Here is a 13,866-nt window from a genome sequence, read left to right on the forward strand (position 1 = left end):
TAATTGATCAAGTCATCCTGAACTTGTTTCAGGATCTTCTTTTTAATAACTGGCGGATTTCGAAACAAGTTCGGAATGATTTCTTCCACGTCGTATGTCAACCAGCCTTCCATTACTTCAAGTCTTTAATCAAGCATAAATATGCATCTTCCAGTACCGGCTTGGCCTCTACAGCATCATCGGCTGGTTTCTCATGGCTCAACAGGCGTACCCTTATATTTTCGCCTACCCGCATGTGGTGTGTTACCATTTGCTTGTTGGGCATCTTATCAAATTCAGCAGCAGGCACATCGTATTGCCAAACCAGATTATCTGCCAGGTTCACCATTTCTATTGGGGTGCCATGATATTTTACCTGACCCCGGTTGATTACGGCAACCTGATTACAAGAGCTTGAAATATCCTCAATAATATGGGTTGAAAAAATAACAATCCGCTCGCGGCTCAACTCCACCAACAGGTTTCGGAAACGGATGCGCTCACGCGGATCTAATCCGGCAGTTGGTTCATCCACCACTAAAATTTTAGGCAGATGAAGCAGGATTTGTGCAATTCCAATTCGTTGTTTCATCCCACCGGAGAATGAGCCGATTTTATCGCCTCGCTTTTCCCACATATGAACCGCTTTCAGCACATATTCGATTCGCTCATTTCGCTGCCTGGCATCGGTTAGTCCTTTCAACAGTGCCTGATAATCCAAAAACTCCTGCGCAGGCATATTTTCATAGGTTCCAAACTCTTGCGGCAAATAGCCAATCAAGCCCTGTAGTTCTTCGCGCTTTTCTTGCGTATCAATACCATTGATCCACACCTTGCCGTAACTTTGCTCAAAAATTCCGCAAATAATCCGCATCATGGTTGATTTACCGGCTCCATTGGGCCCAAGTAATCCAAACATTCCTGTTCCAATTTCCAGCGAAACCCCATTGAGTGCCTTAAAAGGAACCCGACGTTTTCCAATCACCGGAATTTGTTTTACCAACCGAAAGACTGCCCGCCTCAGCGTACCAAAACGGCCGGTGATTCGCTCAATGTTTATTTTTTCTTCGTAAAGCCGTTTGGCGGTAGCTGAAATTAGCAAGACCAAATACCACAAGGCACCAAATGCGATGACCAAACCAATAACGTCTGTTTTCATCCAGAGAATCATCAATCCAATTAAAGGCAACAACCAATAAAGAAACAGCTTGCCTAATTTATTAATCTGCTTGAAAACAGTTCGGTTTGTTTCCTGGTGCCGATGGTTTAAATAAATGGTAATCGGTTTCCAGATCTGGTTCAGGTACAAGTAAACGATTATCATCATAAAGCTAATCCAGAAAGCGGCACCTAAGTAGAAAAAGGTAAAATAGATCATAAAGCCCAACAGTGGCAATTGCCAGATCAGCTGATCAAACTCGCGAATGGAGCGGAAGTCTTTTTCCAATCCGGCTCGTCGGCGGATGTTGAGGCCACCGGTCCACTCGCGGGCGAAACGGCTGGGGCGGTCGTATATTTTCACCAGATTTTGAATGACGATATGCACTTTTTCGTCCGGTGCGATAAGTTGAGCACTTGCTTTCTTCAAACTATTCAGCACAAACCAAGTGGTGCCGGGAATTAAAACAACCGCCAAAACGGTATCAACCAGTTGCCAGGTTAAGGAATCCACATCAGAGTAAATCAGGAATAAGACACCTGTTATGGCAATCAGTTGCAAGGCTTTCAGTTTCCAATCCAACTGGTGAAACCACTCCAACGCACTTTCCAGTCCCGAATAAAACGTTGGAATAAAAATCAGGGTCAGCACGGTGCTTAATGCCAACCCGCCAATCACAATGATGGCAAAGGGTGCGCCAATCACACTCACATATTCGGCTTGACCCAAGGCAAGTGGCACCATAGCAACAATGGTAGTAATGGCTGTAATTAAGATGGGGCGAACCCGCGACAATCCGGCTGTCATTAATGCCCGGGAACGTCGATATCCTCGCTTGCGCAAGATATTGCTGTAATCAATCAGAATGATCCCGTTGTTAACCACCACACCCAATAAGATCAGGAAGCCGATCATCGTATTGGCATTAAAAAGACTGTTGCCGGTAATAATCAGAGCCAATAGCGAACCGATTGCCGCAAGCGGAATGGAGAACAACAAAACAAAAGGCGTTGCAAAAGATTCGAACACTGATGCCAGAATCATGAAAATTAAAATGATGGCAGCCAAGATTAAAAACTTAAATTCGCCAAGATCGTCCTCTTCATGGATCACTTCAGCGGCCACCCCTGAAGGGAAGTTGTAATTGGCAACCAGCGCATCGATTTCGTAGCGGTAAGATTCCAGCAAATCGTTCGATTGCTGAGCTTCATTAATCAGGCTGTAGGTAATTTCAATTTGCTTTTCCTGGTTTACCCGATTGATTCCTGCCAGCCCCCGAGCATAGACCAACTGAGTAAACTCCTGCAAATCGTGCAAGCCTCCCGAGGCATCACTTACCTGCAAAACTTTCAAGTCATCCATGGTGCGCGTATCTTCTTCCAGTGGGTCTTCTTCGCCTTGCTTGATAATGATTTCGTATTCATCTACTCCCTGATTAAACTGTACGCCGGTAGAAATTTCGCCTGAGAAGGAATTCAGCTCGCTAGCCACCTGTCCCATACTGATGTTGTATTCTGTCATCAGCAACGGATCGAACAGCATGTGGACTTCCGGTCGGTTGTCCGACACATTCAATCTCACACGGTTAATAAAATCCAGGTCATCCAGAAAATATTCAATGTCTTCGGCAATGGTTTGCATCATGACAAAGTCCTGACCTTTCAATACAATTTTTTCTTCTTCGGAACCAATTCCCAGCATTCGTTGAAAATTGCCCATCATATTGCGGCCACCACTAAAACCTCCGCCACCACCTCCACTCGACTGGCTTTGTTCGAAGGAGATTTCGGCTGAACCGATATTTTTTGTCAGATCATTTACAGCTGACTTTATTTCGGCAAATGACCGACCATCAACTTTTTCATAGTCTTCAACCAGTGTTAACGAAACAACTGCTTTTTCTTCTTCAATGGTACTCACCACATCCAATTTCTCGTTAACCTCTGCCAGTTTTTCTTCAATTTTAGTTACTGTTTCGTCTGTCACTTCAAGGCTCGATCCCGATGGCATGGTCACATACAATTGAATTTGGTCTTCTTCAACTTCCTGCAGTGAGCTGACACTAATAGCCAAGCTGGCAAAAATGGTAATGAAGAAAATAACGACAGCTCCCAAAACAGTACTTGTAGGATAGCGCATACACGATTTCAGTAGCAATAAGTAAACCTGCACCATCCGGTTGTTGGTGGTCACTTTTTCAAATGAAATCTCTTTGCCGCGTTTTCTTTTCAGAATATGGTGGACTGCCATTGGCACCAATAGCAATGCTACAACCAACGAAACCAGCAAGGTTGAAATGATGGAAATACCGACATTTTTTCCCAGCATTTCAATCATGAAATTGGTTGAAAAAACAAAGGGCAGGAACACCGTAATCGTTGTTAAGGTTGCTGCCAGGATAGAACGCCAAACTTCGGATGTCCCTTGCGTGACCGCCGAATCGGGATCTACTCCTTTTCCGGCGAGTCGATAAATATTTTCAAGTACCACGACACTATTATCGAGCAGCATACCAATGGCGAGCGCCATACCAACCAGTGTCAGGCTGTTCAGGGTAATGTCGTAGGCATAAAACAGGTTAAAGGCAGTGAATACTGAAATCGGAATCGCCAGCGCAATAAATGCCACGATACGTACATTTCGCAAAAACATCCACAGTACAAACACGGCCATCAATCCACCAACCAAAGCCAGGTTGATGATTTGGTCGATATTGTTTTCCATGGTTTCAGCGGAGTTATCCTGAATAAACAACTCCACGTCCTTGCTGGTCAGCTTTTTATTAAGTTTTTCAACCAGCTCCTGTGTTTTATGCGATAGCTCAATTTGGTTGACCTGCGAATCGTTGATCAAACGAATGGTAATTGCATCTTTCCCATTCACCCGGCTGTAGCTTGTTTCTTCCTTTACACCGAAACGAACTTTTGCGATATCTTTTAGCAAGATTGGTCCATCAGATACCACCAGGTTTTCCAGCTCACTAACCCGATCGTATTCGGCAGTTACATGTACAAAGTAGAGTTTATCGCTTTCTTTCAGATTGCCCACATAAGTGCGTGATTGTGAGTTTTGAGAAAGCAACGAACGAACCTGTGCCGGTGTAATATTGTATGCTTCACAGGCTTCCATATCCAGAATAACCTCGATGGATTTTTCACGGCCACCAAACACATTGACACCCGCGATGCCATCCAGATTTTCCAGGTCAGGAGCTATTTCCTGATCAACAATATTGCGCACCCGATCGACTCCACCACTTCCGCGAGCCTGCAATTCCATAAACTGGTTGTTCATTTGTGAGAGGTCAACACGATTTACGCTAACACGCACACCGTCCGGCAAGTCCCCTTGTATCTCGTTTATCTTTTCCTGTAACTTGAGGTAGGCAAAACTGAAGTCAACATCTTTCTGGTAATAAACAACGACCGTTCCCATTCGGGAGGTGATATTCGACTCCAGCGACTCGATACCTTCCAGGGTGCCAACAGCACCTTCTATAGGGATGACGACTTCGTTTTCAAGATATTCGGGGTCAGCCTCCTGGTTAGATACTGCCTGAACGAATAAAAAAGGCAGCTCCGCATTGGGCAATAATTCAACGCCCAGCTGTTTATAGGACACGTACCCCAAAAGGGTCAATCCAATAAACAACATGCTGATCAGGGTCTTTCTATCGATTATAAATTTCATCGTTATCTCCTCAATTATCCAATTGGTTCTGGCTCTTTTCTAAACTGGTCTCTGATGGCTTCAATGGCTTCGTACATACATGGAATAACCACTAAGGTCAATATGGTTGACGTAACCAATCCTCCAATAACCGCCAAAGCCATTGGTGAACGCAACGATGCACTTTCGCCTATTCCCAAAGTCAATGGAAATAAAGCCAGAATGGTGGTTAAACTGGTCATGATGATTGGGCGAATCCGTTGTTGCCCGGCTTGTAAAATGGCCTCCATACGTTGCATGCCTTCATTTCGAAGCTGCAAAATGCGATCGACAAAAATGATGGAGTCGTTCACCGCAATCCCGACTAGCATAATGATACCAATATAAGCCATAATGTTAAGTGTTTTTCCTAACAGGAAGAACACCAAAACAGAGCCAACCACAGCCAACGGAATGGTCAGCAAGATGGTGAATGGGTGAAGCAGCGATTCAAACTGCGAAGCCAAAACCATGTACACCAAAACGATGGATAATAACAAGGCAAAGCTCAGGCTCGACATGGACTCCTGTCGCTTTTCTTCTTCCCCACTGATGTTTACCTTGTAATCCGGAGGAATACTCAACGGCTCGATGGCTTCTCGAATTTTGCTGACCGCTTGATCCAAGGGGACATCTTTTTCCAGTTGAGCAGATATTTTTCCAATCCGACTTTGGTTACGCCGATATACTTCTTTAGGCGATTGTCCGATTCGGATCTCAGCCAGCTCATTCACCATAAATTCCTGGTCGCCACTGGTGATTCTTAATTCTTCAATTTGCGATAAGCCTTTGTCCGGTAGCTTAATGCTAATGTTCTGCATTTCTCCCTGACGCTTAACCTGACCGGCATCTTTCCCTTCTAACTGTGCTTGAATTTGCGACACGATATCACTAACACTTAGGTTATACATCCCGGCCCGCAGTCGATCTACAACGATCTCAACTTCGGGAGAACCTTCTTCCATTGATGATTCAAAATTGTACATTCCCGGCAAATTCTGAACTAAGCCCTTGACTTCTGCGGTTAACGATTCAATGACTTGCAGATCTTCGCCCTCTACTTCAATCACCACCGGAGCTTCATCGGTTCCCATAATGCTTTTCAGCGCAGTCTCATCCTGTTGGTAGCTTATTTCCATGCCTGGAATTTCACCAATCGCATGACTGATTTTTTGAATTGCCGCTGATGAAGCAATGCTACTTTCAGGCTTTAGAATGAGTTTAATAGTGGCTGTGTTTTCACCTTCAAAAATTGCTGAAGCCGAACTGCTAATCCCACTTGATGGGCCAATGTGACTATACACGGTCTCCAGATTTTCGCCCAACAACCCGGCAACCACTTGTTCCAGATTTTCAACGGCCGCAGTTGTTCGCTCGATCCGGGTTCCTTCCTGCATTCTGATTTCCATACTAAATTCCCGTGTCTCCGTTTTCGGCATAAATTCAGTTCCAATAAATGGAAGCAATAACGCTGATGCACCGACCAAAGCAAGAGCAAACAGAATGACCAGCCACTTTACTTTTAATACTTTCGCTAAAAAACGGCCATAACCTTTTACTTGTACCGAACGATTCTTAACTGTCCGCTTCTTTTTCTTATAAAACAGATCGAACAACATGGGAATTACCAAAATGGCCACGGCCAGCGAGGATACCAACGAAAAGGCTACTGTCCATGCTTGATCTTTAAACAATTCGCCCGAAGCACCGTGCAGATAAACGATAGGCAAAAATACGATGATGGTGGTAATGGTTGATGCCGTAATGGCTCCGCTAACTTGCGAGGTTCCGGTGATTGCAGCTTCGCGCACCGACATGCCCGACTCATGATTTCGGAAAATATTTTCCATCACCACAATAGCATTATCAACCAACATACCGGCTCCTAGAGCCAGCCCTCCCAAGGTCATAATATTTAAAGTCAAACCGTTAAAATACATCAGGTTGAAGGTGGCAATAATGGAAATTGGGATGGCGATGCTAATAATTAACGTGCTTCCTACGCGACGCAAGAAAATAAACAAGACGATAACTGCGAGCAAGATACCAAGCAAAGCAGATTCCTCCACTTCGTTAATCGCATCGCTGATAAAACTTCCTTGGTTGGTTACCATCTGCAACTGGTAGCCCGGCAGCGCTTTTTCAACATCAACAATGGCTTTATTGATTTCATCAACCGCTTTTACGGTATTGAATTTCGTTTCTTTATAAATTGAAAGCCCCAAACAGCGCTTCCCGTTTAACCTAACGATGTTGTCGGGTTCCTTGTTTTGGAAACTGATTTTGGCAACTTCGCGCAAATAGATTGGGGCATAGGCTGCCTCTGTATTATCTGCCATCACTTGTTTATATCCAACAATGACGTTTTCAAAATCGTCAATATCGGTCAACAAGCTTACGCCTTTCACCACGTAACGTAATCCCATTTCTTCAATACTTCCGCCTGAGATACTCTGGTTGAAACTTCCAATCCGATTGCTGATTTCATCCAATGTCAGTCCAAAGGCATCCAACAGGTACTCATTGGTTTCAATCAAAACTTCGACATCTTCATCACCCGAAACTTCAACTTCGGCAACCCCTTCCAGGCGGATCAACTCATTGCGGATGTAGTTTTCAGCCACCTTGCGCAGCTCATTCATATCGTCGATGGATGGGTTGCTTAGTCCCAAAAGCATTACCGGTGATGTGTTCGGATCGTGCTGGGTAATGTTGATCTCATCAATTTCCCGGTTTTGGGCAAATGAAGTTACTGCTTTCTGCAAGTCCAGGAAAGCATCATCCATATCCTTGTTCCAGGCATATTCGACCGTAATTTGGGCACTGCCAACTTTTGATACCGAGGAAACCTGAACAACATCTGATTGCCGGATAGCCAGTGCTTCAAGATTCTCCACAAACTGGGATTCCATTTCTTCCGGCGGACGCTCACCCGACTGCAGCTCAACAAAGAGGCGGGGGTTGTTCAAATCCGGAAACAGATCGACACCCAGCTTATCGTACGAGATGTACCCGAGTAAAATGACTCCAAGTACCATCATCAGAATAGTAACCGGGTAGTTGACCGAAAATTCGCTTAACTTCTTCACGGTATTTCCTTTCTATTTGATGATTTTTACTTTGGAACGGTCACGCAGGGTCTCAAATCCCTTCACCACGAGACGATCGTTTGTTTTTAAGCCGGAAGTGATTTCCACTTTATCCTGATCTTCATATCCCAGGGTTACTTGCTTTTGTTCCGCGGTTCCTTTTTGTACGATAAAAACAGATTTTCCACGTTGGTTCGAAACAATGACATCTTTCGGAATAACAATCACACTATCGCGTCGATCAAGAATAATTTCAGCTTGAACAAACATTCCCGGTCGCAGCTTGAGTGCTTCATTCTCAATGCTCAACTTTCCTTTAAATGTTCGGGTCTCGGTGCTGATTGCCGGAGATAATTCGCGAACAACTCCCTGCAACGTATCTTCGGGCAAGGTGTAATTCATAACCCTTACGTTTTGGTTTTGCTCAACTTTGTTGATGTATTTTTCGGGCAAATTAACCTCCATTTGGAGTTGTTCGTAACTCATCAGGCTAACAACCTCTGTTCCGCTGGGCACTTTGGTTCCTGCCGTAAAATGTGGTAATTCGGTGATGACTCCTTTAAACGGTGCGCGAACTTTCATTTTTTCCAACTGAATTTTGGCTAGTGCATAACTATCGCGGGCGTTTACAGCCGACACTTCGGCATTGCTTAATTCACTTTGGGTTACACCGCCTTTATCGAAGAGCGATTTTTGCTTGGTGTAAGTTTGTTCTGATATTTTTAGGTTCAGTTCCTTCGCCTCCAGGCCTAAGTTATTCGTGTATTCTTCATCTTCCAGTTTCACAATTACCTGCCCTTTAGCAACCTGGTCGCCCAAGCGGAACGGTTTTCCTGTGCGGGGATTGGTGGCTAAATAATAGCGGCCGCCCATCTCCGTAGTCAATGTGGCCTCCTGAGTGGCGGTCACTGTTCCGGTGGTATTTATTGTTTGCTCAATAAAGCTGGGTTTTAAATCCTCAACCGAAACAGGAATAGCCACTTCAGTTTCCGAATCAGCGCTTTGATTATTGCAGGCTGACAAGCCGAGCAGCGCAACAATACTGATGATATAGAAATTCGTTATTTTCATTGATTTGCGTTTTATGATGGATGGTTTTAGTTATTACTTTTCTTCATTAATTCTTCAGGAACAATGCCTTGATTTTTTTCGAAATCGTAAAGGGTTTGAATTTTCAGATTCAACAGCTCGATTTTATAATCGATTAAAGATTGTGCGTAAGCCATTTTTTTCTCCGATAACTGTGTTTGATAGAGGTTCAGATCCATACTGGTCAGATCGCCGTTGGCATAGCGTTCCAGATTAATTTCGTAGGTTAACTGAGCATTCTTTTCGTTTTGCCTGGCAATGTCGATCTGTGTTTTTAAGTTTTGAAGCGAACGGTAAACCTGGCGAATATCAATCACGATTTGTATTTCCTGATTTTCAAGATTGAGTTCACGTGTTTGCAGAACTGCTTCCTGTGCTTTAATTCTAGACTTTTTCTCACCCCAGTCAAACAGTGGTACATTGAATGAAAGAGACACTCGGGGATTGTTCGTTGGATTGTTGTATACATTACCAACAACGCGGTCTTCACCGATTATTCCAACAGAAAGGTTCATCTCGCCTTTAAACTCATTCATTGCTTTTGTTTGAATCAAATCAAACTGCGAATTTTCAATATCAATCTCTCGCTGGCGCAGTTCCATCCGGGAAGCCAACCCATAATCGATTGCCTTTTTTAGATCAACATCAACAGCATTTGCGTCGACATTGGTCATGACCGAAATTTCTTCGAAAATATCCATGCCGATGTATTGTTTGAATTGATCTTTATAATTCTCCAAACTCACCCGCTTGTTTTGCAAACCCGACTCGGCTGTTGCATAGTTCAATTCTGCCTGGTAAAGCTCCTCTCTGGCTGCCAACCCGGCTTCAACTTTATTCTTGGTTATCTCGTAGCTTTTCTTCGTGTTTTCCATTTCATCCATGGCAATCGTTAAGCTCATTTGTGCCATATACACATTGTAAAAATACTGGGTAACCAGTTTTTCCAGATTCAGTTTTTGCATGGCATAACTCAGGTTCGAGTTTTCCAAATCGAGCTGAAGTTCTTTTAGTTGAAGTTTGAGCCGATTGTAAGTAAATAAAGGTTGGCTGAGGCTAAGGTATAAATTGTTGGTAAAGGCCCGATCCTCCCGATTGGCTACATCGTTGATATTTTTTTGCCAGCCAAACCGATTCACTAGTTGCACGGTTCCATCAGTCCATAAAACAGGTTGCGAAACAGTAAAGGTTCCCGATGAACCAAATGATTCGTTGGTGTACCAGGTGGATGAGAAATCATCGAACGAACGCGTTCGGCTAAAATCCACCGGGTTGAGGCTGAGGGTAAACTGCGATTTCAGCGCTGCTTTTTGGGCATTGAGCGATTCCTGCGAACGTTCCAAATTTAATAGCGAAATACGAATATCCGGGCTGTTGTGTGAAGCAATATCCAGCGCTTTCTCCAAGCTCAAAAGCTGCTGCCCAAAAGCCAATGCTCCGGGAAAAGCCGTCAGCAGAATAAGAATCTTAAGTTTTGTGAAAATGAGTTTCATAGGTATCAATTATTGTTTTATCAATTTAACGGCATCGGCAACTACCATTCGCGATTCCGACTGGTTTGTCAATTCAATTACTGCAGTATCCGGTGAAAAATAGAACCCTCCAAGATGGTTCCATCCATCTTCAGCACTTTTTAATTCAACCAAGGCATCTTCATCGCCATCATCGTGATGCACAATGAAGTGGTACTCACCATCATTATTTCGACGACGGCGACGGTCATCTTTATACACATAGGCATAAACATCGTAATAACCGGCATCGCGAATAGGCACATTCCAGGTAGCTATTTTATCTCCTTCACCCGATCGGATGTAGCTTGCCGAGCGAATGTAGGCTCCGTAAAAATCAGAGTTTGTTGTCAATGTCCAGGTGCGCGGTGGGCGCCAACCTGAAAAGCCTTCATACTTGGAGGTGCTTTCTGTATCCTTAATTAATAGACGGCGCAATAAGCTGGTTTCGGCTTCGCCTTTCACTTCAAACCCGGGATCTTCATTATCCAAAATGATTTCGTTGTCTTCTGCAATTCGAACAGGCACATCAACTTCGGCTATGCCTTCGTAAGGCACTGCTTTTTTATCTTCTTCAATATTATCTAACTGAAGTCGTATTTCTGAAGGAATATTCTTGGATGTCAGGGTGTTGATACTCAGCCCACGTGGAGTTCCATTTAATAAAAAACTAACCTGCTTGGTTTGATTCCCATCCAAGTGAATCAATTTGCTGATGGTTTCGGGAGATCCTCCCCTTCCGCCAAAACGGCCACCTCCTCCTAATCGAAAGTCAGCAGAAATAATTCCTTCCACATCCTCCGTGTTGCTCACTTTAAATTTCACCATGGTTTTCAGCTGATCTCCATCCAGCACATTGACGGCATCAACATGTCCAATCAAAAAAGCCGGTAGTTTTGTGCTGCTAAACCAATCTTCCATGTATGGAATCAGATCAATTCCAAATTCATTCTGAATGGCATCATTAAATTCATCAATGGTTGAAGCTGAAAATTTAACCTGATTGAGGTAGTTGTATAGAAAATCTTCAAAAGCTTCTTCCTGAGCTTTGGTTTTAATTATTGAAAACAGCGCCTTGCCCTTTAATTGAATGACATTGTCGACAATCAGTTTTTGCTCCGGATCATTTAAAATCTCTTCAAAACTTTGCGATAACAACGCGAGGTTTCCCTGTTCATCTTCCGACATACCTTGCAGGTCGCGCATCCAGCCCATGCGGGGATTATTGCTTGCCTGCTTTTTGTAGGCCTCAAAAACACGATCGGTAACCGGCCATCGTTCTGAGCTGATATAAAAGGCATAGTTGTAAAATAGCGGAAAGGCATACAGCGCGTTGTCGGTTTCTTCAACTTCCAGTTCTCCTTGTGTGCGGTTGATGTCGGGTCTTCCTTGTTCCTGGGTAAAAGTGGCCAGAAAGTTTTGCAATATGCGTATCTTTTTTTCCTGAGGCGTTAGGTTTTCATCATCGCCGCGTCCCCAACGACGGCGCTGATTCATCCGTCCGTTGAAGTCAGCTTCGTTAACCAACAAGCCTTTTTCAGGGAACAAAATCATTTCTGGTTGGATTTGCTCGCGAGTACCGGTTAAAACCCGCTCATAGGAGTAAAATTGAATAGGGACTTCAACCAGCGACAATCGCTCAAACGGATAGTACAAATCGACATCACGTTCAAAATCCTGAAGAACTTCTGTAATGACACTCGGAATGGTGTCCTTTATTTCCTCAAAGAAATCAGAAAAATAATTGTGCCCTTTGCGATAGTAAATATTGAAATCGAGTCCATCAATTTCCTGATTAATTTTTTCATAATTACCGATAGCTATTGAAATTTGTGACTGCGCATGAGAATTGGTAAACACAAATCTATGATCACCTTCTTCGACAACACCTTGTGAAATAGCTGTTAGCCCGTTATGGGTGGTCACTTCTAATCGATAATCGCTAAACTGTCGGGCAATCCATTGTTTGTTTTCTTTCCCAAAACCAACTCCGGGAATCGGATACCAATTGGCTTCGCGGGTTAATAAAACGTAGTTTGGGGTGATAAAAGCATAGCGCTTATCAATCTGATACATCATGTTTCGATAAGCCTGTTGCCTGGTTTCATCGTCAATATCCAGAAAACAAGCGGCTTCGTTAATTTTACCCTGATAGGTAAAAGTCAGCTCAAGCTCTTCTCCCGGAGCAACCTGGACATTTTTAAGCTCAACCAAACTTAACTTGCGCTCAAACGCTTGATTTTTACCACCAATCGTAATTTGCTTCAAATCCAATCCCGGATTCAGGCTAAAAAGTATTTTTGAATTTACTTCACTGGTCTCATTAAGAGCTTGCAGTTTGGTCGTGCAGGTAATTGTTTCCCCGGTATGTTCCAATTGAATATTGTACGAAGAAATCGATAATTGCTTTGCATCCAGATACTGATCGTTCAGGGAAATCATTTCTTCCCGTAAATCCCGATCTTTTGTAAATGAGCCGACATGGATGCTGCCAAGGAAAATGCCTCCCGCCAGAGCCAGTGTTCCAAAGACAAACGAGAAAACCCGCATAACTTCAGAATGTGACAACCGTTTTAAAAGCAGGATGGTATAAAAGATAAAAGCGACACCAAAGCTAAAATACATTCCCCGATGAACCAGAATGGTTGTGAGATTCCCAAATCCAACAAAATCAGAAAAAGTTAATGGGATGTTGAATGCCATGTAGTCGAATAGGTAATAAAACTTATCCTGAAGGTAAAACAAGGAGATTGCGACATAGCCTAATAAAACAACAAAAGTTACTGCTTGATTGCGAATCAGGGACATGATCAGAAACGAGAGCCCCATAATAAACACCAGTGTGGGAATACTAATCACCAGAAAGTAATACAGATAGGCCAGTCCGTTAACCCCGGTATTTGTCGTAATCAGATTGAAAAGCAATGCGATTGCCAGAATAATCAGGTTCAACACAATAAATACGACCAAGTTCCCCAGCGTTTTTCCAACCACGTATTCACCGTTGGTCATTGCACGCATGTATATTACCTCCGTTGTATCCAGCTTTTTATCACGCTTCAAAAAGTCAGAAGCCAGGAAGATGGCGATAACAGCCTGCACGACATTTAAAAACAACAGGTTTACATACGGGATGACTGACGGTAACCCTTTTATGCTCCATTCGCCTGCTCCACCGTTCGACTCGATCAATACGCCAAAGTTGAAGAATGTAATAAAAAGTATTGCCAGAATAGCAAAAATGCGGAAGAACCAGCTTCGCAGCAGTGTCTTTGTTTCGTATCGGGCAATTGATCGTATATTGTGAATTGATATCATAAGTTAGTCATTA

Annotated in this window: 5 protein-coding genes; all 5 read right to left on the minus strand. The window is 43.5% G+C overall.

All coding sequences use genetic code 11. The features are described 5' to 3' along the window. Nucleotides 1–112: 112 nt before the first annotated feature. From GR929_RS04715 to GR929_RS04735, 5 genes are read right to left on the minus strand one after another with little or no spacing between them, the layout of a single operon-like run. Nucleotides 113–4,828, minus strand: a complete 4,716-nt coding sequence (locus GR929_RS04715; RefSeq protein WP_159517777.1) for an efflux RND transporter permease subunit — start codon at nucleotides 4,826–4,828, stop codon at nucleotides 113–115. 14 nt (nucleotides 4,829–4,842) lie between these two features. Then, entirely contained in the window at nucleotides 4,843–7,935 is a 3,093-nt protein-coding gene (locus GR929_RS04720; RefSeq protein WP_159517778.1) for an efflux RND transporter permease subunit, read from the minus strand. A gap of 12 nt (nucleotides 7,936–7,947) precedes the next feature. Beyond that, a complete protein-coding gene (locus GR929_RS04725) occupies nucleotides 7,948–9,006 on the minus strand; it encodes an efflux RND transporter periplasmic adaptor subunit (protein ID WP_159517779.1) in 1,059 nt (352 codons plus the stop codon). A gap of 26 nt (nucleotides 9,007–9,032) precedes the next feature. Then, nucleotides 9,033–10,517, minus strand: a complete 1,485-nt coding sequence (locus tag GR929_RS04730) for a TolC family protein (RefSeq protein ID WP_159517780.1) — start codon at nucleotides 10,515–10,517, stop codon at nucleotides 9,033–9,035. A 9-nt stretch (nucleotides 10,518–10,526) separates the two neighbouring features. Beyond that, nucleotides 10,527–13,853 carry a golvesin C-terminal-like domain-containing protein gene (locus GR929_RS04735; RefSeq protein WP_159517781.1) on the minus strand — a complete coding sequence of 1,109 codons (3,327 nt, stop codon included), beginning with the start codon at nucleotides 13,851–13,853 and terminating at the stop codon, nucleotides 10,527–10,529. Nucleotides 13,854–13,866: the final 13 nt, after the last annotated feature.

The organism is Sunxiuqinia indica (assembly GCF_009847015.1).
Lineage (GTDB): Bacteria > Bacteroidota > Bacteroidia > Bacteroidales > Prolixibacteraceae > Sunxiuqinia > Sunxiuqinia indica.

Coding starts and splice junctions, on each gene's coding strand:
- GR929_RS04735 (WP_159517781.1), bottom strand. CDS start 13,853: ATGATATCAATTCACAATATACGATCAATTGCCCGATACGAAACAAAG.
- GR929_RS04725 (WP_159517779.1), bottom strand. CDS start 9,006: ATGAAAATAACGAATTTCTATATCATCAGTATTGTTGCGCTGCTCGGC.
- GR929_RS04730 (WP_159517780.1), bottom strand. CDS start 10,517: ATGAAACTCATTTTCACAAAACTTAAGATTCTTATTCTGCTGACGGCT.
- GR929_RS04715 (WP_159517777.1), bottom strand. CDS start 4,828: ATGAAATTTATAATCGATAGAAAGACCCTGATCAGCATGTTGTTTATT.